The sequence below is a fragment of the Flavobacterium cyanobacteriorum genome, from assembly GCF_002251835.1.
Taxonomy (GTDB): Bacteria; Bacteroidota; Bacteroidia; order Flavobacteriales; family Flavobacteriaceae; genus Flavobacterium; species Flavobacterium cyanobacteriorum.
The window spans coordinates 1-24,404 of the sequence record NZ_NOXV01000302.1 but is presented as its reverse complement, the minus strand read 5'-3'; the positions used below and the strand labels follow the sequence as shown (position 1 = coordinate 24,404).

Sequence of the window (24,404 nt, the reverse complement as noted above, 5' to 3'; positions counted from 1 at the left end):
GGATTTTCTACTTTTCATAGCAACTTAACTTAACTTAACTTAACTTAACTCCAAATTATTTATTCCCTTACCCGTGTAAAGGTCTGCACCGATACACCGTCAGTTTTATCATCATAGGTTTCTACTATAAAATTACCGTTACCGTCAAAATAGCCATAGGAGGTAGTAGTGCCGCTGCGGTATATATAGTTATTGTTTGATGTCTTCCTTAAAACACCATAGTTCTGGTTATTGTCTGTTGATACCCTGTAACCGGCCCTGTCAGTGGAAAACTGGTAGCGCTGCCCGTCCATGGTATAATAGCTTGAGCGGTCTGTTTCCTGGGTAGGTATGCCGTCGCCAGATAAGGTTGTTGATGAGGTTACCTGCACCGGCGTTGGCTTAATGTTTTTGTTCAGTGTTTTTGATTCTGCATTTTGCAGCTCAATTTCCTGTTGCGTAGCCTTATTCGCGGTTTTTACTACTTTCCTTTCGCGCGTGCCGTCATTCACTTTCGTGGTCACAGTTGTACTCTCCTTGGTCACATTAGGTTTTACCTGCGCGCACAGCGGTAATCCCATTGCCAGGGCTGTAATTATCATTAATAGCTTCTTCATGGTTTCTATGGGTATTATTGTATACGGCAAAGATAATCCTGACGTGTTAAAGCTATTTTTATAAAACCATAAAGTATTGGTAAAAAATTTAAAAAATAAAAATATGATTATGGCCTGTAACCGAAGTTTCAATTTTTTTATATACACATTAAAATTTACCAGCCAGAGCTTAAAAATATCTCTAAGTTAAAATAACAAGTAACGTATTGACAATTATTCAGAAACCATAGCAGCACAAATTATTTAATACCCGCTAAAGTAATATTCGTACTACTTTTAATAAATTGGTACTCGATTTTTTTAAGTTATCATGGAAAATATTACAATCATAATCATGCTGCTGTTTGGTATGTCATTTTTAGGCTTACTGAGCAAAAGGTTCAATTTTCCTTTTCCCATTGTACTGGTGCTTTGCGGCGTTGTGGTAAGCGTAGTCCCCGGATTGCCCGTTATAGCGCTTAATCCCGGTATTGTTTTTATCATATTCCTCCCGCCGTTGCTCTACTATGCCGCCTGGAACACCAGCTGGCACGATTTTAAAACGTCGCTTCGCCCGATAAGCCTTGCTGCCATAGGGCTGGTGCTTTTTACCACAGTTTCGGTAGCTGTTGCCGCACATTACCTTATTGATGATATGGGCTGGCCGCTTGCCTTCCTGCTCGGGGCTATTGTATCGCCACCCGATGCCGTTGCCGCTACATCTATAACCAAAGGGTTAGGCCTGCATCCGCGCATTATTACCATTCTTGAAGGTGAAAGCCTTGTTAATGACGCCAGCGGCCTTGTAGCTTATAAATATGCCCTCACGGCGGTTACGGCAGGCAATTTTATAGTATGGGAGGCCGGCTTTAACTTCCTGGTCGTAGCTTCGGCAGGGGTGGCTATAGGCCTGGCGCTGGGGTACATAATGTACCTGGTGCATAAGAAATTTGTTTGCGACCCTGTTGTTGAAACTACCCTTACATTCCTTACGCCGTTTGCAGCCTACCTTACTGCCGAACATTTTCATTTTTCCGGTGTCCTGGCAGTGGTTTCCACAGGCCTGTACCTGTCATTCAGGGCAGGGCAGATATTTACCCACCAGAGCCGGATTATGGCCTCTGCCGTATGGGATGTTGTGGTATATATCCTCAATGGCCTAATCTTTATATTATTGGGGTTGCAACTGCGCGGTGTCATGCATGGCATAAGCCAGTACCCTGTAAGTTCGCTTATCTGGTGGGGTGTCGCCATAAGCTTTGTTGTGATTATAGTCCGGTTTATCTGGGTAGTGCCTGCTGCCATGATCCCGAGGATGCTAAGCAAAAAGATACGCGCTAATGAACCTTTTGACAAGCGCAACCTTGTTGTTTTCGGATGGGCAGGTATGCGGGGAGTGGTATCAATGGCTGCCGCACTTGCACTGCCGCTAACCCTTAAAGACGGCTCGGCCTTTCCTGGGCGTAACCTGATTATCTACCTTACCTTTTGTGTTATCCTCTCCACACTGGTACTGCTGGGGCTTACCCTGCCGTGGATAATAAAGAAAATGAAAATGGAGCCTTATTCCATTTATGCTGAAGAATACCAGGTACGCAACCAGGTGGTTTCCCAAACCATAGAATATATTGAGGAAAACCTGTCCCTGCTTCACGACGACCTGCTGAGGAATATAAAAAGCAAGTATGAAGTCAAATTCAACCGCCTGCAGAAAACCGAGCTCCCTGCCAACTATTTCAGCAACGGGCAACCGCTTGAGGTGAATATTTTCAATGAGTTTACCCAACTGCAGATAGACCTTATCAGCGTAGAGAGGAAAAAGATCGATGAGATGCACAGGAAAGGCAGCGCCAATGAAGAAGTACTCCGTAAGATCGAGCGTGAACTTGACCTGGAGGAAACACGTCTTATGATGGATATGTATGAGGGGTAATTTTACACAAATTTTGAAATTAATCACGTTTTTAACGTTTGCTAAACGGCATATTTGGTAATTTAGGGTTATGGAAATAAATAAGAGAAAAGGATTTATATTCCGCAGCTACCAGGCTCCTGACGTATCACCTTTTGATAAGCTTTTTGAAATTTTTACCGAGCTTATCACGCATACCTCAGGTGATCTTGATGAAGCGCTGGACTGGCTGAGGCAACTGGACGAGGAGTATAAACTTACAGATGAAAATTACACTCTTGACGACTTTATCGAAGACCTTAAAAAAAAGGGATACATTAAAGACGAAACCCGTGAAGACGGTTCGGGAGGGCTCAGGATAACCGCTAAAACTGAGCGTTCCATACGGCAGCAGGCACTTAACCAGATATTCGGCAACCTGAAAAAAAGCGGAGCAGGCAACCACCGCACCAAGCAGTCGGGCGTAGGGGATGAGCATACAGGTGAATTCCGCGAATACCGTTTTGGTGACGGGCTTGATAAAATAGCACTCACCGAGAGCCTTAAAAACGCACAGATAAATCATGGCACGGGTGATTTCCGGCTTACAGAGGACGACCTTGTGGTGGAAGACTCACAGCATAAGGCACAAATGAGCACCGTACTTATGATTGATATCAGCCACAGTATGATATTGTATGGCGAGGACCGTATTACTCCTGCGAAAAAAGTGGCTATGGCGCTGGCTGAACTTATAACTACCCGCTACCCAAAAGACACGCTTGATATACTTGTTTTCGGCAACGATGCCTGGCCTGTTTCTATAAAAGACCTGCCTTACCTGCAGGTAGGCCCTTACCACACCAATACGGTTGCAGGCCTGCAGCTGGCTATGGATATTTTAAGGCGCAAAAGGAACACCAACAAGCAGATCTTCATGATAACCGATGGCAAACCAAGCTGTATACGCGAGCAGGACGGCACCTACTACATGAACAGTTTCGGCCTTGATGACTATATCGTTGAAAAATGCTATGCTATGGCACGGCAGGCCAGGAAAGTGCATATACCCATCACTACGTTTATGATTGCCAATGACCCTTACCTCCGGCAGTTTGTCAACCATTTTACAGAAGCTAACCAGGGCAAGGCATTTTATACAGGGCTTAAAGGACTGGGCGAAATGATTTTTGAAGATTATGAAACCAACAGGAAGAAAAGAATTAAATAGAGTAACTGATTATAGATAATAAACACATGGAAATACCGAATATAAAAACACTGGGTGAGTTAAAGCAGGCAGGCTACGGGTATAAAAGCATAAAAGATGAGCTTCGTGATAACCTGCGCGAAAAAATAAAAAAAGGCGAAACCGCTTTTCCGGGGGTGTGGGGCTTTGAAAATACGGTGATACCCGAACTGGAACGCGCCATACTGTCGCGCCACAACATTAACCTTTTAGGATTGCGGGGGCAGGCTAAGACAAGGCTGGCAAGGCTTATGGTAAACCTGCTTGATGAGTGGATACCTTTTGTGGGTGGCTCCGAAATCAATGATGACCCATTTCGTCCCATATCACGCTATGCAAAAGAGCTTTTAGCCGAAAAAGGTGATGATACACCCATAAGCTGGCTGCACAGGAGCGAACGTTTTTATGAAAAGCTTGCTACACCCGATGTTACCGTAGCCGACCTTATTGGCGATATAGACCCTATTAAGGCGGCTAACCTTAAATTATCATATGCTGATGACAGGGTAGTGCACTTTGGCATGATACCCCGCGCCAACCGCTGTATCTTTGTAATCAATGAGCTGCCCGACCTGCAGGCACGCATACAGGTAGCGCTATTCAACATACTGCAGGAAGGTGACATACAGATACGCGGGTTTAAACTTCGCCTGCCGCTCGATTTGCAGTTTGTATTTACTGCCAACCCTGAAGATTATACCAACCGCGGCAGCATTGTAACCCCGCTTAAAGACAGGATTGGATCACAGATACTGACACACTATCCGGAAACCATAAAAATTGCCCGTACTATTACTGAGCAGGAAGCAAATCTTGATGTACGCCAGAGCGAAGGCATTTATGTGCCTGACCTGGCCAGGGACCTGCTGGAGCAGATAGGCTTTGAAGCACGCGAAAGCGAATTTATCGATTATAAAAGCGGTGTCAGCGCCAGGATGAGCATAACAGCTTTTGAGAACCTGTTAAGCACCGCTGAACGGAGAGCCCTGCGTACCGGGGCTGAAAAAACAACAGTAAGGCTTTCGGACTTTATGGGTGTAATACCCGCCATAACCGGAAAAATTGAACTGGTGTATGAGGGTGAGCAGGAAGGTGCCGCTGCCGTTGCCGAGCACCTGATAAGCAGTGCTGTAAACAGGCTGTTTACCGAGTATTTCCCTAAGATTGAAAAACTGGAACGCCAAAATGAAAAAGGGCCTTACCAGGAAATAGTAGACTGGTTTTTTAATGAAAGCGGCCTTGAGATAACCGATGATGCCACCGATGAGGAATACAGGAAACAGCTTGATGCCATCATACCGCTAAAGCAGCTGTTGCTTAAATACCAGCCGGGTGTGCCTAAAGAAGACCAGTACTTTATGAAAGAGTTTATACTATGGGGCCTTGCCGAAAACAAGAAGCTCAGCAAATACCGCTTTACCGAAGGCTACCAGTTCAGGGATCCTTTTGGAAGCTATCTCAGTAAATTGTAAGGTATAATATTCTTTTCTGTTATCCTGTATTTTAAGGCACTGCCAGTATACTCAGGATTGATTGTAAATTGCATTGATATTGTAATGGGCTTCAAATTTTAGCTATACTTTTATAAGTAATTTAAACCTTTAAGCATGAAAATAGTTGTAATAGGGGCGACAGGAAAAACCGGGCTGCACTTATTAAGACAGGCGGCTGCGTTTGGCTATGAGGTAACAGCTTATGTGAGGAATCCTTCTAAACTGAAGGATGTTGCCCCGGCAATTACTGTAATACGGGGTGAACTTACCGATAGGGACAGCATGGTTCGGGCGTTTGCCGGCGCCAGGGCCGTCCTTAGCGGGCTTGGTTATGCCAACCTCAAATCGGGCCCCAAGCCGTCCGGCCTTCTTCCAGACATTTTAACAGCTATGGAAAAAGCCGGAGTGGCAAGGTATATTGGCATATCATCCGGCGCGGCAGTCACTCTGCCCGGGGACAAAAAACCGTTTGTGGCAGTATTAGTGGGTAAAATACTAAAAATTTTCAGGGAAGATGCCGTAAATGATAAAAGAGAAGAAGTAAAAATCCTTTCCGGCCAGCACACAATAGCGTGGGTACTTGCACGGCCTACCCGGCTTTTTGGGGATGCACTCACCGGTAAGTACCAGGCAAATTTATACCGCCCCAGGAAGCTTTGGGTAAGCAGGGCGGATATTGCAGATTTTTTACTCCGCCAGGTGGAAAGCGACGAATGGCTCAATAAGGCGCCTTTTGTATCCTGAGCATTACCACTCTTTCCAGTTTTTGCTATCTTTACCGGATGAAAAGCCATAATACAAAAACAAATAATATTTCACAAAGGAAGAAGGAAATCGCAACTAAATTCCTTCATGAGCTAAGCCTGCATATGGCTGACCTGGAAAACGGTTATGTTAACGACAAGTATACGATTGAAAATTTTGCCTCTGTATTATGTGTCCATCCTGTCCATCTAACCAGTACCATAAAAACAGTTACCGGGCAGACTCCCTGTGAACTTTACAAAGAGGCATTGATTGCCGTATCAAAAAAAATGCTGTTGTCCGGCCAACTTACCGTAAGTGAAATAGCGTCCAGGCTCACATTTGATGCTTCCAACTTCTCAAAATTTTTTAAAAAAGCTACCGGGCAGCCGCCTTCCGCCTTTAAGAAAAAAACTTAAACCTTCACCATTCTTCAGAAACGGCTGCTGTTTATTTTTGTGGTATGAGAAACCTACGTATTATTGCTATCACTGCCCTGTTTTGCTTTGTATCTGCAACAGGCTATTCCCAACGTAAAAAAAACACCACTAAGAACAGTATGGACTACAGAGTTATTATCGCGCACGCGTATCCGGCCGATTCATCCACAGCTTGGTACCCGTATATTGCCGACAACCTTAAAAAACAAAATTGTGAAGTTCTAATCCCCAACTTCCCTGAGCCTGATTTAAAGGGCTGGCAAAATGTGCTGAAGCCCCTGGCAGACAAATCTCCTGAAAAAACAATCCTGATTGGGCATAGCATTGGATGTGTAAATATCCTTCGCTATCTGGAAAGTGCCGGTAACACAAAAAAATTCCCGCTGGTAATCCTGGTCGCACCGCCTGCTTTTAACCTGGGCTATGAACAGTTAAACTCTTTTTTTGCCACACCTTTTGATTTTAATACAATTAAATCCAGGGCAGAGAAAATAGTGGTAATCATGACGATGCAGGACCGCGTATTGGCACCGGATCCCATGAAACACGGGCAGATATTCCTGGAAAATGTAAAGGCCAAATTGGTTATCTTACCCGAAGGCGGGCATTTTGCGCCTTTTGATAATGTAACATCATTACCGGAAGTGCTGGAAGAAATCCGGAGCGCCCTAACACAATAAAGTAATGCGGTTTACTGCTATAAAAGCCGGCAGGAGTACATCATTAGTACTGCTGCCGGTTTTATGCTTTTTTTAGGGACTTCCGCCGGGTAAGTTTATAGTGTTGATTCAAAACGTGGATTACGTATCAGAGCTAATTTTATATTTTCATAATAATATTTACCTTTAAAAAAATTACCGGCCGCCCGCTATGGCCGGAACACAAAAAGCATGGCTAAAGAAAGTCCCTCAGCGATGAGCAACAACGAAATAAAACCGGAAACAGAACTCAAGCACTACATCCCGTACTACAGGGAAATCAATGATTTCCTCAAATCAATATCATCCCGCCATGAAACTGCCAACCCTGATTTCTTCTGCCTGAGGTTAAAAGACAATGACCTGTCCATAAGCAATTTCAAGCCGCCATTCCGAAAGGGCTTTTATTTTATTTCCCTGGTATCGAATGCAGGGAATTCAAAGATAACTTTTGATAACACGAATGTTACCCGGCTCAATTCCTTCCTGGTTTTCCAATCCCCCGGGCTGCTGTATAGTTTCTACAGGGACAGTTCGGCCAGTGGGTATGTTATATATTTTAAAAAAGAGTGTTTGTCCTTCTTTAAACCTGATTTTGATAATGAATTCCCGTTCTTCAGTATCCTGCAAACGAATTTTTTTAAACTCAATGAAGCAAAATTTAGCCAATTTGCCCCTCTTTTTGAAGAAGTATTTTCCGCTTACGAAAACTCTGGTGACAGCCGGCACACCATTGCTGCCATAAAGTTCCTTGCGCTGCTCTACCAGCTGAAAGAATACACAACAGCCTTTAAGCAATGGGAAGAAGGGTTTACAACACCACAGCAGATTTTGCTCCAGAAATTCATTCAGCTGGTTAATAATTTTTACATTGAAAAACGTACTATAGAAGAATATGCAGTTTTATTAAATGTATCTCCTAATCATCTTTCCCAGTCTGTAAAATCCGCATCCGGCAAAAATGCATTACATTACATCAGCGGCCGGATACTATCAGAAGCAAAATCCCTAATCCGCTTCACCCATTACGATATTGCCGAAATTGCCTACCAGCTCAATTTTTCCGACCCTGCCAATTTTGGCAAATTCTTTAAGAAGCATACCGGCCATACCCCGCTCGAATACAGGAAGCTGGAGGTACAAAAATAATGTACCATTACAACCAAGTTATTGACCATTTTCCAACCAACAATTCTGGGCACCTTTGTATTGTAATTTTAATCAGTCAGTACAAAATGAAGGTAGCATTAATCACCGGGGCTAATAAAGGCATAGGTTTGGAAGTTGCCCGCCAGCTTGGGCAGCATGGGGTAAAAATTTTAATAGGCGCCAGGAATACAGAAAAAGGTGAAAAAGCGTCTGGGTCTCTCCGGGCAATTGGGGTAGAGGCAGGATTTATTCACCTGGACGTTACCCGCGAAGAAAGCATTATTGCAGCCGCCAGACAAATAAGGGAAGAATATGGAAAGCTGGATATTCTGGTAAATAATGCCGGCGTATTCCCGGAATATTTTCAGGGCTTATTTGATGTTACGGTGGTGCCGCAGGAAGTATTGGCCGCTACTTTTCAGACGAATGTATTTGGCGCCATACTCACCATTAAGCATTTACTGCCCCTGCTTAAAAAAGCCCCTTATGCCAATATTGTGAATGTAGCTTCAACAGCCGGCTCTATTACTGACCAGTCTGATCCTGCATCGCCTTTTTATAGTATGAGGGCAATTGCCTACGCTTCTTCAAAAGCAGCTTTAAATATGGTAACGGTGCAGGTAGCCAAACAACTGGCCGGAACAGATGTGAAAATTAACAGCATTTGCCCGGGCTGGGTCAGGACCGATATGGGTACTGAGCACGCGCCGCGTACAGTAGCGCAGGGTGCTTCCATCATTGTAAAAATGGCTTCCCTGGCCAAAGAAGATACCACTAATGGGGCTTTTGTGGACGATCTGGGGATAATTCCCTGGTAAAACGGCGGGCATAAGGGCTTCAGGCAGATGACACAGCCCATAAGCCTTGTAAATGTTACCTTAGTAAATTAACCTTATAGTATAACAATAATTAAATTATCATGAAATATAAATTATTAGGCAACAGCGGTCTCAGGGTATCTGAACTCGCGTTGGGTACTATGACCTTTGGCACAGAATGGGGCTGGGGTGCAGATAAAGATGAAAGCCGGAAAATATTCGACGCGTATGCCGGGGCAGGGGGTAATTTTATTGACACCGCCAACCGTTATACCGAGGGTACAAGCGAAAAGTTTGTGGGAGAGTTTATCCGCAAAGAAAGGGATCACTTTGTACTGGCTACAAAATATACCTTATTTGACAAAATGGGCGACGTAAACTATTCCGGCAACCATCGCAAAAACATGATGCGGTCGGTAGAGCAAAGCCTAAAGAGGCTGAACACTGATTATATAGATTTGCTATGGGTACATGCATGGGATTTCTTGACACCGGTGGAGGAAGTGCTCCGTGGCCTGGATGATTTGGTACGTTCCGGTAAGGTACACTATATCGGGGTTTCCGATACGCCGGCATGGATAGTTTCAAGGGCCAATACTATTGCGGAATTTAGAGGCTGGAGTTCTTTTGTAGGTCTGCAGGTAGAATACAGCCTGCTTCAGCGCACACCCGAACGCGATTTAATCCCAATGGCTAAAGAAATGGGCCTGGCCCTTACCCCATGGGCACCATTGGCCGGTGGAGCACTTACAGGAAAATATCTTAAAGGCCATACAGGCAGGATTGCCGAAGCCAGCGCAAGGCGGAACCAGCGCAGTACAGCCATTGCGGCTGAAGTTGTCACTATAGCCGAAGAAATGGGAGTAACACCCGCACAGGTAGCTTTAAAATGGGTGATGCAAAAAGGTTTCAACTCCATACCAATTGTGGGCGGCCGCAGGGTGGAACAAATTATTGATAGCCTTGGCGCTACTTCCCTTACGCTACCCGATCATGCAATAGCAGCATTAGATAAAATAAGCACAACAGACATGGGATTCCCTCATGATTTCCTCGAAAGTGAGGAAGTAAAAAAAGTAGTGTACGGAGGCACGAAGGGAACAATTATCGTATAACATCTTAAAATAGTAAATAATGAAAATAGCAGTATTCGGAACAGGAATGGTAGGCGATACCATCGGTTCAAAATTATTAGAAGTAGGCCACTCGGTTATGATGGGTTCACGGGCATCAGGCAACGAAAAAGCGCTTGCTTTTGCCGCTAAGCATGAGGGTAAGGCGGGCACAGGGACTTTTGCCGAAGCAGCCGCATTTGGTGAAATTATATTCAACTGCACGGCAGGGGTAGGGTCAGTAGAAGCATTAAAAATGGCAGGTGAGGAAAATCTCAAGGGAAAAATCATCGTTGATATTGCCAATCCGCTCGATTTTTCAAACGGGATGCCGCCAACCCTCACCGTGTGCAATACCACATCGCTGGGTGAAGAAATCCAGCACGCTTTCCCAAAGGCAAAGGTTGTTAAAGCACTCAACACCATCTGGTGCGGGATCATGGTAAACCCATCTATGATAAATGGCGGCGACCACAGCACGTTTATCTGCGGCAACGACGCTACGGCCAAAGAAGAGGTAAAAGAAATCCTGAAATCATTTGGGTGGTCAGGTAACAATATACTCGACCTGGGCGATATTACCAAATCCCGTGGCACAGAAATGTACCTGCCCTTATGGCTCAGCATTTACGGGGCTACTAATAATGGTGCTTTCAACATAAAAATTGTAGGGTAAGCATTCCTTATTAGGTAAATCTATGCCGGCGGGAGTACTTTGACAGGTACTTCCGCCGGCCTTTTTGTTATATTTGTAAAAAAAATTTAGTCATTTATCACCCCCTCCGCTGATGCAACATCAGTATATAACAGTCAATACTATGGGGCACATTTTCTTTTATATAGGGCTTTCACTCCTGTCCATCCACGAAATGGACGCTATCCGTTGCAGGGAGTGGCGTATCTTTCCGGGGCTCTCACTGCTGAGCGACAGGTTAGGGTACATCATTTTCCTGTTTGCGCACATCCCCATATTCTGGTTTATATACTGGCAGCTCGCCTATAGCCCTTATTTGAGTAGGTTTATCCGCGGGTTCAGTATTTTTATGATAGTGCATGCCGGGCTTCACCTCTTATACCTCAAACACAAAAACAATGAGTTTAAAGACTGGATTTCCTGGACGATTATCCTTGGCGCCGGGTTATGCGGCCTGCTCGGGTTAGTCACGTAATATTTCCGTATAAATAAGTTGTGTTTAACTTTATCCTACATTAACACTAAAACATTTGTTAAAAAAAATGAATAAATTAAAAACTTCTTGGTATTGGTTTGCACTGTTCGCGCTTTGCTTTGTCGCCTTCCAGCAGGTGCAGGACAATATCAGGCCCAATTACTCCGGCGGCAATAGGATAATCACATATTTTTTGGGAGTTGCCCCAAATTTTTTTCCGGGTATTGGATTGCCGGCGTTGTTTGTCATGCTCATCCCGCAGGTCTTCAGCACAAAAAATACCAATAAATGGCTAAACGAAAAAAAGCACATTACAGCCAACGTATTTTCGGTGGCAGGGCTGGTGTCATGGGAGTTGTTGCAATTTACTGGCAAACTGAAATTTGACTGGAACGATATCCTGTGGACCATCATAGGCGCCATGATTTTCCAGTGCATCTGGACCGTATCGCCCCCGGCTTATAAAAAAGGAAAAAATTAACAGGCAAATCCGGACACCCAAGCTAAAAGGCAGGCAGGCTTTTGGTCTTGGCTTGAACTTTTATATAAATTTTATTAATACAGATTATTTATGACAGACAGGGATTATTTAAAACAGCTGAGGAAGCCCGATAAAGAGCATCCGCTCCGAGTACTCATGAGCGCCTGTTTATCCGGAATAACCTGTGGGTGGGACGGTACAGCCAATGGGGAATATCCTGCCGCATTGAAGCTGTTGCAATACGACACTGTAAGAGTAGTTACTTTCTGTCCCGAAGAATTTTCTTTCGGCTCACCCAGGGAAATGTGCGATATTCACGGCGGTACAGGGTTTGATGTCCTTGACGGCAAAGCACGCCTGCTCACAGAAAGCGGCAAAGACTGGACAGCAGGCATTATAAGGGCATCAGAAAAAATGCTCGAAATAGCCAGGCAGGAGGCTATTGAGCTTGCCGTATTGATGGATATTAGCGCCGCTTGCGGCAGCCAGGTCATTTACAGCGGTAACAGGTTTTCCCAAAACAAGATTTACCAGATTGGCGCGGGTGTAGCCGCTGCCCAGCTAATCCGGCACGGGTTTAAGGTGATAAGCCAGAGGGATTACGCCTCACTCGAAATCGTATATTCAAAAATAGATCCGGCACACCAGGCTGATCTTTCTAAAACAGACCACCACGAAATCCCTTGGTATAAAGAGTATTTCAAAAAAGGCTGAGGTTCGGGATTACACGGATAAGCAAACTACAATCGTCCGTGTACGTTAAACATTCCCCAAACCCCGTTCCGTTTTTTTCCACTACAGTATCTTTAGCCTGCAGTATGCTTATAGTTTATCATCAGGAGCGGCAGGCTTAGCACACTTCTTGGATACGCCGGTCCCGCCGTTCGCTGTATCTCCCCGCCGCAAAAGCCGGCGGCGGGGAGGATGCCGCTTCCGTCGGGGCTATGGGGAGGAGGCAGTGCAGCCCCGTAGGTACAGTATAAACATTGTTGACAAAGCTAAACTACTTTTAAATAGTAAATACATTATAGTATGGACAATACAACACATAGCGGTATGGCGCGCGTGGTGGAGCGCAATATCAAAACATTGCTAAAAAGGCGCAGGGAAGAGGAAGCAAAGCGTGCCCTGCAGGAAAAGATAGCCGATGCTATAACACATTTTACGGGCAGTATGGCATTTGTGTACATACACCTTATCTTGTTTGGCACATGGATATTGTGGAATGCCGGCGGTATAGGCTTAGAGCCTTTTGACCCTTCTTTTGTTATACTGGCCATGTTTGCCTCTGTTGAAGCCATTTTCCTCTCAACATTTGTACTTATCAGCCAGAACCGTATGAATGCCCAGAGTGATAAGCGGGATGAACTGACACTGCAGATCACCCTGCTTACCGAGCATGAGCTTACCAGGCTGATAACCATGGTGGAGGCAATAGCCAAAAAGGCTGAGGTTGAACTTCCTGACGATGTTGGCCTTGAAGAAATCACTAAAAACATTGACCCCGAAAAGGTAATGGATGCCATGGAACAAAAGGACAGGCAAAACAGCCCGTCCTGATTCTGTAACAATTCCCGAACCGTCAAACACTTACCGCCGTACCAACTTTTGTACTTTACCTGCTGCACAGTTAGCTTTCACAGAATTTTTCAGGAGCAGCCATCTACCGCCCTTCTGGAAGCCACGTCCTGCTGTCCGCTCTATCTCCCCGCCGCAAAAGCGGGCGGCGGGGAGGATGCCGCTCCCATCAGGGCTAAACCAAAAAAGCAGTGCCAGCCAGCTTCAGTATAACTTCCCGGTTCCAACGCATTATTTTTTATCCATGTCTATTTTAGGAGGTATTAGTTTGTACACCACCGGTGTAACTACCCGCGACAGCAGCGTGGAGCTGATAAGGCCTCCAATCATCACAATTGCCAGTGGCGATATCAGCGGGTTTGTACTTAGCGCTATGGGCAGCAGCCCTCCTATGGCAGTGAGTGATGTAAGGATTATAGGGAGGAACCTTACTTCGCCACCTTCTCGGATTGCCTCTTCCACACTGTGCCCTTGTTGCCTCAGTTGGTTGGTGAAATCTACAAACAATATTGAATTTTTTACTTCAACCCCCGCAAGCGCTATTAGGCCGATGGTCGCCACAAATGACAGCGTATTGCCTGTAAGCCATAAAGCAATAATTGCACCAACAATACCTAAAGGTATCACGGACAGCACAATAAGTGTGCTTTTGAAAGTTTTGAAAAGTAAGATTAAAATAGCAATGAACAGAAAAACAGTAACAATTATAACTGATTCAAACCCGCCAAAAGATTCTTTTTTGGCTTCATATTCACCGCCCATCTGGTAGCTGTAACCTTTCGGCATCTGAAGTTTATCCATCTTATCCATAACCTCGGTTATCACATTGTCAACAAGATGGTCTTTATCAACAAAGGCCGATACAGAAACTGTGCGTATTTTATTGTAATGATTTATGAACAGAGGGGAGCTTTCCATTTCTACTGTTGCAATGCTGCTTAGGGGTATAGCTGTACCTTTATTATTATTTACATAAACCTTGTCAAGGGAAGACAGTGTAGGTTTTTCCAGCTTTGGCGCTGTGAGTATGATATTGCGTTCATCGTCATTTTTATCCGTAAAACTCCCCAGGTTAAGGCCGGCAATGGCAAGCCGTACCGTACGGTCTATGTCTACAGTGTTTATCCCGAGCATCCTGGCTTTATCCTTATTTATATTAATCCTTATATCGGCCTTCAGGTTGGATACAGGGTTTGTAACATATATAGTACCGGATGTACCCTTGAGCAGTCGTTCGGCCCTTGCCGACAGCAGCCTCAGCGTATCGAGGTTTTCACCGTATAGCCTGACTTCTACAGGCGCTACAATAGGCGGTCCCTGCTCAAAATTCTTGACTTCGATTTTTGCATCAGGAATCCCGGTGAATTTTTTCCGCAGCAATTCCATCACTTCATATTTTCGCTCAGAAGTGGTTTCTTCATCCATTTGTATAAATATCTGGGCAAAATCAGGCGTATCTTTGGCAGGTATCACATTGTAATACACACGTGGATTCCCCCTTCCTACATTTGAAGTATAATATTTAATATCATTAATTTTTGAAAGTTCTTTTTCTACTACAAATGTTATCCTGTCGGTTTCTTTTATATTGGTTTGCAGCGGCGCCAAGATATTTACCAGGAACTGCGGTTTTTCTGAAGCAGGGAAGAGGCTGAAACCCACGGCAGGGATCATCATCAATGAACCGATGAATATGACAAGTGCCACAAGCGTTGTTTTCCAGGGGTGTTCAAGGGCTTTGTCAAGGAGCCTTGCATAGGTACCGTGAATCCCTTTTTGGAGTACCCGCAGAAATATATTGCCTTTATAATCAGGCCCGTGCTGCTTTAATATCCTGCTGGATAGAAACGGGATAATGGTGAGCGACACGACCATTGATGACAAAACGCTCATAATAACAGCCATAGGAAGCCCCCGTATGAAATCGCCCGATGCCTCAGGAAGGAAAACCAGTGGTAGGAATGCAATGATAAGGGTCACCGTACACCCTACAATAGATATACCTATCTGCTTTGTACCCATAAGGGTAGCCTCGAGCCTTGAGTGCCCTTCACGCATCCAGCGTTCTATATTTTCTACTACCACAATACTGTCATCAACCAGCAGCCCCAGCGCCACCACCAGGCCTACAATACTCAGCTGGTTAATATTATATCCTAAATAATTAAGCAACACTAAGCCAATAGCCAGGGAAAGTGGGATGGATATCATAACAATTATAGAGGCTCTTAAACCCAGCGGCAACAGTGTTATAGACACCAGGAGGATAGCTATTATAAAATCTACCCCCAGGCCTTCGAGCCTCTTATTGACATTGTCAGCCTGGTCAAAATTGTGCACCAGGTCAATGTTGTGGGGCAACGTCTTCCTGAACGTTTCAATAACAGGCAAATATTTATCCTGGATTTCAGAAATATTAAAACCTTCTTTCAGTGCGGCGGTTACTAATGCGGCACGGTGCCCATTTAAGCGGACAATATGTTTGGTTTCATCATAATCATTTTGTACAGACGCAATATCCCTGAGCAGTATATTTTTATCATTAGCGGCATAAACAACTGTATTTTCAATTTCGTCCAGTGAGTTGTAATTCCCGCTGGTTTTAATGTTGAAAGACCGTTTTCCCGCATCTACACTACCCCCCGGTATATTAGCAATTTCACTTTGTATGCTCCCGGTTATTGCATTTAGCGGAAGATTCATCCTTGCAATTTTATCAAGCTTCAGGTCAACCCTTACAATAGGTTCGGCAAGGCCGTGCACCTCTACATTCTTTAGTTCGGTAACTTTTTCGAGTTCTTCCTGAAGGTTTTCAGCATACCACCTTATCTTGTCAGCCGGGGCATTTTCACTTACAAGCGATGCCTGTATTATATTTACGTCAGATGGTATCTGTTTTTCTACATACAGGCTTTTTACATCCTGTGGCAATTGTTCCCTCAATGCGTTTACTTCGCGGACTATCTCCTGGTATTTCTCATCAACATCGCTGTTATATTTATATTCAACATTAAAAATAGCTACGCCATCCTGTATATTGGTTTTTATCCTTTTGATGTTTTCAAGCGCGTAGATTTTTTTCTCGGCAGGCTTCACTATAAGCTCTTCTATATCTTCAGGCGATGCTCCCGGATATATAGCGACTACGGTGAAATTTGGGCTGCTCAGCAACGGGTCTTCGCTCCTGCCCATGGTCAGTAATGTTGTGATACCAAGGGCTATAGCCATGATGAACATTACCAGGGTAAACTGGTAGTTCCTTACTGCATATTCAGATATTTTCATAGCTATTGTATAACTTTTATAGATGATTTATCAGTAAGGTAGGCATTGCCGGTGACAATAAGGTATTTATATCCTTCGAGGCCGGAAGCAATGATTACTTTTTCATTAGTAATCCTGTCAATAACTACCGGTACTTTTATTGCGGTTTTGCCGTCATTAGTCACAAAAACAAATCCTGTTTTGGCATTAGCATCCATTAGCGCCTCATAAGGCACAACAAACGCTTTAGTTTTGTTGGAAGCTGCTATACGTGCTGATCCAAACATGCCTGATGCCAGGCCGCTCACTTTATTGTCAATGCCTATTTCAACAAAGAAAGTACTGCTGTAAGGGTCAATACCCTGTGATTTGCGTACAATTGTCCCGCCGATGTTTTTGCCCGCAAGTGTTTCTGACGACAGGGTTGCTTTATCGCCGACAGCAACGGCTGCCCAGTCGCGGTCACTGATACCGGCCTTTAATATCCATGAAGCCTGCCCGGCGCCATTAACCCTTATGACTGGATCACCGGGATTAACCAGTTGTCCCGCATTAGCGGTTTTCCTAAGGACATATCCATTTTTTGGCGCGTAGATTTTAGAATATTTATAGTTGAAATTTGCCGCCTGGTTTTGTTCCTGGGCTATATTTAAAAGTGTTTTGGCATTTTGAAGCTGTTCAAGTGTTGCTACGCTGTCTTTGTACAGCGCCATTACCCTGTTATAATCACGTGTTGCTTTTTCTATGGCGAGCCGGCTTTGTGCTGTGCCTGATCCGATTTCGGTAAGGTCCAGTTCGGCAAGCACCTGTCCTTTTTGTACATAATCGCCTTCTTTAACATATATGTTTTTGATGAGCCCACCGGTTTTGAAAGACAGATCAACTTCGTCATCGGTGGAAAATTGGCCTGATACTATGATTTCTTTATCCAGTGTTTGCATTGCCAGGGGTTCCGTCTTTACCGATATGGTTTCAGTAGTTTTATTTTCCGGTTCTTTATCCTTACCGCATGATGCCGGCAATAGTGTAGCTGCTATAACCAGTATGGCAGATTTTAAATATAGTGTTTTCATTATTGATTGGTTTGATTGATTTTATAGGTTGCGTTCTGACGTTCAATATCGGTTAGCGCAGCAAGTACCCTGTATCGGGCAATGTTACCGGAAAGTTGCGATTGCGTAAGCTGGTTACGGGCATCAATATATTCTATAAGCGTATTAGCGCCCTGCCGGTACCCGGATTCTATGACCCTGAAATAACTTTCGGAAGCTTTGATATTTGCTGATGCAGCTTCAAGCTGTGCTTTTGAGGAGTAGTAATTGGAGAGTGCGTTTTGAGAAGCCATATCAAGCTGGCGGGTAATATTTTCTTTATCAAGCTCCAGTTTCTGTATATCCAGTTTGCGCTGTTGCGCCTTATGTGTATTGGCCTGGCCTTTGAACAATTTTATATCCATCTGGATGCCTGCGAAATAATACCTGGAATAGCCGTTATATTCCCAATCAATTCCCTGAGAACCCAAGTCAAGGAAAGCACTTATCTTAGGAATCCAGAAGCTACGGTCCATTTTCAGCGCTGTTTTGTTGATCTCAAGGGCCTGGTCAAGCTGTTGTAATTCTTCGCGTGTGTTCTTTATATTAATTAAAGCCGCATACTTTTCAGGGTCGGCATTATTTCCTGGTACGGTTTCTACCGGAGCATTAAGGTTCTGGTTAATCAGAAAATTAAAATACCGCCGGGCATTATCAAGTTCATTTTTCGCCTGAAGCAGCTGCGCATTTAAGCCTGCTATTTCAGATTCTGCCCTTTTTATATTGGCCTGTAGCCCTTTGCCGTTCCTGTACAGTGATTCGTTCACTTTAAGGTTTTGGTTCACCAGCGCCAGTGCGTTTTCATAGATAGCTATATTTTCGAGCATCATCAGGTAATTATAATAGGCGTTGCGTATGCCGGCTACAAGTTCACGCTTATATATAGCAAGTTCATGTTCCGGAAGGGCTGCCTGCTGTTGCTTTATCCTGTAATTGTAATATACATCCGTATTTACTATGGGCACACTTGTGCGTACATGCGCGTCATAATAATTATTCGGGTTCAGGTAAGACCGTATGTTTTCAAGTTGGGGAAAGTTGCCGGATCCGGTAAGCTGGTTCAGGGTGGCATATACAGGGTTCACAAGGTCTCCTACCGGGAAATTAAAATATCGGCCACCTTCGCCGCTTTGGTAACTGGTACTAAATGATACATCAGGCAGGAAATATCCTTTTGCCTCCTTTAATGCGGCAAGCGCGGTTTGCAGCGCGATGTTTTTTTGCCGGACAACAGTATTGTTCTTCAGCCCCTGTTCAATATAATTGTCCAATGGCTCCTGCGCCAATAAAAGCCCGGGGCAGAGGAACAGCAATATACATGCTATGCTGCGGGTTAATGGTATAGACATATTTACGTTATTAATTTAGTTTACAGTGTTAATTTATAAAGAAAAAAAACATTAAAGTTCAATAATCTTTAAGAATGATTCATATGATGTCGATAAGATGTGTGTACGCCTGTCCTCATCAAATATCATGCACCTGTCCCTGTTGTTGAGGGTACACATGCCGTGCATGAAAGACCAGATTACAAAGGCAACCACCTCCGGGTCATCCTTTTTTAGTGTCCCGGTTTTCATGCATTCTGCTACAGTTGCCTCAAGGAATTTAAATGAGGTATGTCCTTCACTCCAGCCTTCCTGCTCTATGCAGTTCAGGGGTGCCCTCTGTACAAACATGAGGTCATAATAATCTGGGTTGTCCATTGCGAAAGCCATGTATATTTTACCCATAGCCTTTAATCGCTCCATGGGATCCGCGACGGCAGCCAGGACAGCCATTTTTTGATTCAACAACTGGAACCCTTCATTATGCAGCGCGAAAAATATTTCGCCCTTATCTTTAAAATATATGTAAAGGGTTGTTGGGCTATACTCAATGCGGTCGGCTATATTCCGGATAGACATGTTGTCATAGCCCTTTTCCAGGAATATTTCCCTGGCGGCATTAAGAATGGCTTTCCGAAGGTCTTCCTTTGCTTTATGTTTTCTTTCTTTAATACCCATGCCGCAAATTTAGTTAACACTGTTAACATAAACAAAAATTTTTACGGTTTTTTTATAAAGGTAATTTTTTAAATCCTTGTCATAAATGAAGAATCATTTATTATTACTGACAGCGATTCTTTATTTTGGCTCCCTGTTGTGGTTATTGAAATAATTCCCTCAGAGAAAAATAAAGCCAGGGGCCAGAAAAAAAACAAAAGCAGATTTTTCATTTGTGGTGGGTTAAGCTGGGACATTTGAGTTGCGTAGATTTAATTTAGTTAATTGTTTATAACCTTAAGGCAGTAAATGCACTTATAATGATTTTTTTTTGAATGGGAGGAAGTTGTTGGCAGGTAGCAGCTTAATTATTTGAGCCTGATGAAGCTGGTTTATAGTAATGCAGCACCGATCCACCATCAAACGTCTTAGTTTTGATAAGATTTAATACTGTCCTGTCATTTATGTTGTCAAACAATTGCAGCCCTGGCCCAGCAATAACAGGAAAAATGCAAAGCTGGTATTCATCGACCAGGTTCAGGTTGGCTAATTGTATAATAAGGCTCCTGCTGCCGACCAAAACATCCCTGCCCGGTTGCTGTTTGAGTTCTGCTACTACTTGTTCAAGCGGTTTGGTTGCCAGTGTTGCACTGTCCCAGCCTGTTTCCGTTAGCGTGCTTGAAAAGATGATCTTAGGTATCCTGTCTATAGCCCTGGCAAAATCGTCCATAGATTTTTCACCTGTAGGATTATTTATCATGGGCCGCCAGTATTGCATAAGTTCATAGGTTGTCCTGCCGTACAGTATTGCACCCGACTCATTCAACAACTGTGTGTAATAATCGTGTACTTCGGCATCAGGTATGCCTGCGGTATGGTCACAGTTACCATCAAGTGTCATGTTGAATGCGGCGATTATTTTTGGCATTGGGTTTTAGTAAATTTTATGTTGGTTATTTAGCTTGATTAACAAGAAGAAAAAGAATTTCCTTTTGAATCTTTGGCAGTAAAACAACCATCTTTAAACGCTGTTTTATAATGGCAAAAAAGGTCTTCTAACTCTGAAGCAGTTAAATCAAATTCTAATAGTTCTGGAGGTAACTGATTAATAGATATACATTTTCTTCCTTTAACGGCAGCCTTACCCAACAAATATCTCACTCCAATTTTAGTTCCAGCATGTAAATAAACCTTGTCGGGATATAATTTACGAAAAGCACCAATTCGTAATGCAGTATCATATTTAGTGAGTACTCCAATACGTTCTGAGTCAATACTTTCTATTACAGATAATAAATCATCGAAAGATTTAGCTTTCTCTATTTTAGATTTTTCGACAACTAATCCAGAAGCAAATTTGTCTAGATTCTCTCTTCCAACACGTCTTTGATGACTATTAATCTTACCTTTTTTATCAATAGCCTTAGCTGCGACTTTTATCGCTCCGACAAGATTATCCTGAGCAAGACAATGAGATATATGCAGTTCAGAAAAGTTTCTTTTTCTTTCTCTAAACTCTTTAACTATTTCATCATACATAATACAGTTTTTTTAAATTTATAAATAACATAAAGTTAGTAAAGACATTTAAATGTTATTTAAAGGCCACACGATTATATCTCCTTCAACAGATACTGACTCAATAAATTCTGTTTCTACATAATTAGTAGTACTAATTCTACTCATTTTACGTCTATTTGCAGCAATAAATTGTAACTTTTGATCTGCTATATATGGTGGTAATACAAAATTAAACCCTTTTAATTTGTTTACTGTGCTCGGATATATGATCGCATCAGCCTGCTCAATAGTGTCAAATACATAATTAGTGAATGCAGTAGTTATTTTGTAATGTTTTGAATCACCTCTTGCTTCTGTTGAAAACTCTTTAGACAAAAATTGAATCATCTCTTGTACAACTCGGGAATTTTCATCATTTTATTCTTTAGCTAAATTTGAAAAACTTTTACTTATTTCCTCTAATTCTTTATGCTGGTCTTTTATGTCATCATTAGTAAGCAGGCTAACGCATAGAAGATTTTCTTTAGCAATCCATAGCCCTGTTGTAAGATATTCATATTCCTTGTCTATATTTTGACGGATTATTTCGCTTGTTTCAGGGATAGAAATTGAATCATCATTTGCACAATAGAAAGTTGATTGACCTGGTTCATTAGCTCTTCCAAAAAATTTAATGTTCTGTATGTCTTTTCTATATGATAATTCACCAACGGAACTAAAAAAATCTTCATTATCTCGATGGACTCGTGTTCGTACTAACTTAGTGCCTTTAGGAAAAATTACACACGGTATTGGAAACTCAATTGTGTTTAAAATATTCTTTATGTAGATATAACTTTCAATTGACTGACTTTCTTTTGCATTCTTTAATAATGTTAAAAAGTGCTGTAGTTCGATGAGATCAAATTTGTTATTCATTAAATGTATAAGGTAGAATGATAAACCTACGAAAAATCCCCTTACAAAAATTTTTTCAAACAAAATATTTTCATCACATTTCCTCCAGCTCCTGTTATTTTCTTACTTTTGGGGTGCACAAAAAAATAACGATAATTCAATAACAAACATGAATTTCGACAGAAAACAATTAACCAACGAACAATTACTTGATTTATATACGAAATTAATAAAACCACGCCTCATAGAGGAGAAGATGCTTATCCTCATCCGTCAGGGTAAGGTGTCAAAGTGGTTTTCCGGCATAGGGCAAGAGGCTATTGCTGTGGGTGTTACCGCCGTTTTAGACAAAGATGAGTACATCCTGCCCATGCACCGCAACCTGGGCGTTTTTACCGGGCGCGACATTCCGCTGTACCGCCTGTTCTCGCAATGGCAGGGCAAGGCCAACGGCTTTACCAAGGGCCGCGACCGTTCTTTCCACTTTGGTACACAGGAGTTTAAGATCATAGGCATGATATCGCACCTAGGGCCGCAGCTGGGCGTTGCTGATGGTATTGCGCTGGCTAACACGCTGAGCAACAACGGTAAAGTTACCGCTGTATTTACCGGTGAGGGCGCTACGAGCGAGGGCGATTTCCACGAAGCGCTGAACATTGCCGCCGTGTGGGACCTCCCGGTGCTTTTTATCATCGAGAACAACGGCTACGGGCTTAGTACCCCTACCAACGAGCAATACCGCTGCGAAAACCTGGCCGACAAAGGCATTGGCTACGGCATGGAATCGCACATAATAGATGGTAATAACATACTTGAAGTATACACACAGTTAAGCGACATTGTTGCTTCTATGCGCCAGAACCCACGCCCGGTGCTGCTGGAGTTCAAGACCTTCAGGATGCGTGGGCATGAGGAGGCGAGCGGCACTAAATACGTTCCGCAGGAGCTTATGGATATGTGGGCGATAAAAGACCCGGTAGATAATTACCGCAACTACCTAAAGGCAGAAGGCGTGCTGACCGATGAGCAGGATGATGCAATGCGTTCCGAACTGAAGAAAGAAATAGACGAGCATTACCAGCAGGCTTCGGCTGAACCGGCTATTGTTGCCAGTCTAAGCGAAGAATTAAATGATGTTTACAAACCCTATCAATTTGAGGAAGTTAAAGCTTCATCAGAAGCTGAAAATATACGGATGATTGATGCGATATCACAGGGGTTAAGGCAAAGTATGGAGCGCCATGAGAACCTCGTAATCATGGGGCAGGACATTGCCGAATATGGCGGGGCTTTCAAGATTACCGAGGGCTTTGTGAAAGAGTTCGGTAAAGGCCGCGTGCGCAACACCCCAATTTGTGAGTCGGCTATTGTTTCCACAGGCATGGGATTATCTATAAACGGCTACAAATCAGTTATTGAAATGCAGTTCGCCGATTTCGTTTCCACCGGGTTTAACCCTATAGTAAATTACCTTGCCAAAGTGCACTACCGCTGGCAGGAAAAGGCTGATGTTGTAGTGCGTATGCCTTGCGGGGCAGGGGTACAGGCGGGGCCTTTCCACTCACAGACGAACGAGGCGTGGTTTACCAAAACACCGGGGCTTAAAGTAGTTTACCCGGCATTCCCCTATGATGCCAAAGGTTTGCTTGCTACGGCAATAAACGATCCTAACCCGGTAATGTTCTTTGAGCACAAGGCTTTATACCGTAGCATATACCAGGATGTGCCGAAAGATTATTACACTTTGCCTTTCGGTAAGGCATCGTTACTAAAAGAAGGTGAGGATGTTACCATAATTTCGTTTGGCGCGGGAGTACACTGGGCGCTTGAAACTTTAGACAAAAATCCGGACATAAAGGCCGACCTTGTTGACCTTCGCACACTACAGCCGCTTGATACGGAAGCTATATTTAAATCAGTGAAAAAAACAGGTAAAGTGATTATCCTTCAGGAAGATACATTGTTTGGCGGTGTGGCCAGCGATATCTCGGCAATGATCATGGAAGAGTGCTTTGAGTACCTTGACGCCCCGGTAAAGCGTGTAGGCAGCCTGGAGAGCGCTATACCGTTCACTAAAGCCCTGGAAGACCAGTACCTGCCCAAACAACGCTTTGAAACCGCACTGGCAGAATTGATGGCTTATTAGTAATTTTAACAGAAAAAACGCGCTAAAGACGGCTTGCATGCCCTTATGTGGATGCATAGCCCTGATGGGAGCGGCATCCTCCCCGCCGCCCGCTTTTGCGGCG

24 protein-coding genes are annotated in these 24,404 nt (G+C 43.5%); 15 read left to right on the top strand and 9 right to left on the bottom strand.

Going from position 1 to position 24,404, the window contains the following annotated elements; translation table 11 throughout:
* Positions 1-59 precede the first annotated feature (59 nt).
* Positions 60-596, bottom strand: a complete 537-nt coding sequence (locus CHU92_RS13830) for an acid shock protein (RefSeq protein ID WP_129583097.1) — start codon at positions 594-596, stop codon at positions 60-62.
* A 310-nt stretch (positions 597-906) separates the two neighbouring features.
* Here CHU92_RS13830 and CHU92_RS13825 point away from each other — a divergent pair, with 310 nt between their 5' ends.
* From CHU92_RS13825 to CHU92_RS13760, 14 genes are all read left to right on the top strand, one after another.
* Entirely contained in the window at positions 907-2,508 is a 1,602-nt protein-coding gene (locus CHU92_RS13825; RefSeq protein WP_094416564.1) for a Na+/H+ antiporter, read from the top strand.
* A gap of 70 nt (positions 2,509-2,578) precedes the next feature.
* The gene (locus tag CHU92_RS13820) at positions 2,579-3,697 is read left to right on the top strand and encodes a vWA domain-containing protein (protein WP_094416562.1); all 1,119 of its coding nucleotides are present in this window, start codon (positions 2,579-2,581) and stop codon (positions 3,695-3,697) included.
* Between the two features lie 26 nt (positions 3,698-3,723).
* Entirely contained in the window at positions 3,724-5,187 is a 1,464-nt protein-coding gene (locus CHU92_RS13815) for an AAA family ATPase (protein WP_094416560.1), read from the top strand.
* 135 nt (positions 5,188-5,322) lie between these two features.
* Positions 5,323-5,952: an NAD(P)-dependent oxidoreductase gene (locus CHU92_RS13810; RefSeq protein WP_094416558.1), complete on the top strand. Its 630-nt coding sequence runs from the start codon at positions 5,323-5,325 to the stop codon at positions 5,950-5,952.
* A gap of 38 nt (positions 5,953-5,990) precedes the next feature.
* A complete protein-coding gene (locus CHU92_RS13805; protein WP_094416556.1) occupies positions 5,991-6,371 on the top strand; it encodes a helix-turn-helix domain-containing protein in 381 nt (126 codons plus the stop codon).
* 44 nt (positions 6,372-6,415) lie between these two features.
* The gene (locus CHU92_RS13800; RefSeq protein WP_094416554.1) at positions 6,416-7,072 is read left to right on the top strand and encodes an RBBP9/YdeN family alpha/beta hydrolase; all 657 of its coding nucleotides are present in this window, start codon (positions 6,416-6,418) and stop codon (positions 7,070-7,072) included.
* Positions 7,073-7,282: 210 nt separating this feature from the next.
* Entirely contained in the window at positions 7,283-8,239 is a 957-nt protein-coding gene (locus CHU92_RS13795) for a helix-turn-helix domain-containing protein (protein WP_094416552.1), read from the top strand.
* Between the two features lie 86 nt (positions 8,240-8,325).
* Positions 8,326-9,057 (top strand): SDR family oxidoreductase, encoded by a 732-nt coding sequence (locus CHU92_RS13790; protein WP_094416550.1) that lies wholly within the window; start codon positions 8,326-8,328, stop codon positions 9,055-9,057.
* A gap of 101 nt (positions 9,058-9,158) precedes the next feature.
* On the top strand, positions 9,159-10,172 hold the full coding sequence (locus CHU92_RS13785; RefSeq protein ID WP_094416548.1) for an aldo/keto reductase: 1,014 nt from the start codon (positions 9,159-9,161) through the stop codon (positions 10,170-10,172).
* Between the two features lie 19 nt (positions 10,173-10,191).
* Positions 10,192-10,845 carry an NADPH-dependent F420 reductase gene (locus CHU92_RS13780; protein ID WP_094416546.1) on the top strand — a complete coding sequence of 218 codons (654 nt, stop codon included), beginning with the start codon at positions 10,192-10,194 and terminating at the stop codon, positions 10,843-10,845.
* 112 nt (positions 10,846-10,957) lie between these two features.
* A complete protein-coding gene (locus tag CHU92_RS13775) occupies positions 10,958-11,338 on the top strand; it encodes a DUF6713 family protein (protein WP_094416545.1) in 381 nt (126 codons plus the stop codon).
* Positions 11,339-11,405: 67 nt separating this feature from the next.
* Positions 11,406-11,819 (top strand): hypothetical protein, encoded by a 414-nt coding sequence (locus tag CHU92_RS13770; protein WP_094416543.1) that lies wholly within the window; start codon positions 11,406-11,408, stop codon positions 11,817-11,819.
* 90 nt (positions 11,820-11,909) lie between these two features.
* A complete protein-coding gene (locus CHU92_RS13765; RefSeq protein ID WP_094416541.1) occupies positions 11,910-12,533 on the top strand; it encodes a DUF523 domain-containing protein in 624 nt (207 codons plus the stop codon).
* A 318-nt stretch (positions 12,534-12,851) separates the two neighbouring features.
* A complete protein-coding gene (locus tag CHU92_RS13760; RefSeq protein WP_094416539.1) occupies positions 12,852-13,379 on the top strand; it encodes a DUF1003 domain-containing protein in 528 nt (175 codons plus the stop codon).
* 249 nt (positions 13,380-13,628) lie between these two features.
* Here CHU92_RS13760 and CHU92_RS13755 read toward each other — a convergent pair whose 3' ends face one another.
* The 8 genes from CHU92_RS13755 to CHU92_RS13720 form a co-directional block, all read right to left on the bottom strand.
* On the bottom strand, positions 13,629-16,682 hold the full coding sequence (locus CHU92_RS13755) for an efflux RND transporter permease subunit (RefSeq protein WP_094415329.1): 3,054 nt from the start codon (positions 16,680-16,682) through the stop codon (positions 13,629-13,631).
* Between the two features lie 2 nt (positions 16,683-16,684).
* Positions 16,685-17,734: an efflux RND transporter periplasmic adaptor subunit gene (locus CHU92_RS13750; RefSeq protein WP_094415331.1), complete on the bottom strand. Its 1,050-nt coding sequence runs from the start codon at positions 17,732-17,734 to the stop codon at positions 16,685-16,687.
* On the bottom strand, positions 17,734-19,101 hold the full coding sequence (locus tag CHU92_RS13745) for a TolC family protein (RefSeq protein ID WP_094415333.1): 1,368 nt from the start codon (positions 19,099-19,101) through the stop codon (positions 17,734-17,736). The genes CHU92_RS13750 and CHU92_RS13745 overlap by 1 nt, the downstream gene beginning before the upstream one ends.
* Before the next feature lie 51 nt (positions 19,102-19,152).
* On the bottom strand, positions 19,153-19,758 hold the full coding sequence (locus tag CHU92_RS13740; RefSeq protein WP_094415335.1) for a TetR/AcrR family transcriptional regulator: 606 nt from the start codon (positions 19,756-19,758) through the stop codon (positions 19,153-19,155).
* A 343-nt stretch (positions 19,759-20,101) separates the two neighbouring features.
* Positions 20,102-20,665: a dihydrofolate reductase family protein gene (locus tag CHU92_RS13735; RefSeq protein ID WP_094415337.1), complete on the bottom strand. Its 564-nt coding sequence runs from the start codon at positions 20,663-20,665 to the stop codon at positions 20,102-20,104.
* Between the two features lie 38 nt (positions 20,666-20,703).
* On the bottom strand, positions 20,704-21,276 hold the full coding sequence (locus tag CHU92_RS13730) for a hypothetical protein (RefSeq protein ID WP_094415339.1): 573 nt from the start codon (positions 21,274-21,276) through the stop codon (positions 20,704-20,706).
* Positions 21,277-21,324: 48 nt separating this feature from the next.
* A complete protein-coding gene (locus tag CHU92_RS13725; protein WP_129583060.1) occupies positions 21,325-21,633 on the bottom strand; it encodes a hypothetical protein in 309 nt (102 codons plus the stop codon).
* Between the two features lie 42 nt (positions 21,634-21,675).
* Positions 21,676-22,176, bottom strand: coding sequence for a hypothetical protein (locus CHU92_RS13720; RefSeq protein ID WP_094415343.1), 501 nt, complete (start codon positions 22,174-22,176; stop codon positions 21,676-21,678).
* A 148-nt stretch (positions 22,177-22,324) separates the two neighbouring features.
* Here CHU92_RS13720 and CHU92_RS13715 point away from each other — a divergent pair, with 148 nt between their 5' ends.
* Positions 22,325-24,301, top strand: coding sequence for an alpha-ketoacid dehydrogenase subunit alpha/beta (locus CHU92_RS13715; protein WP_094415345.1), 1,977 nt, complete (start codon positions 22,325-22,327; stop codon positions 24,299-24,301).
* Positions 24,302-24,404 lie beyond the last annotated feature (103 nt).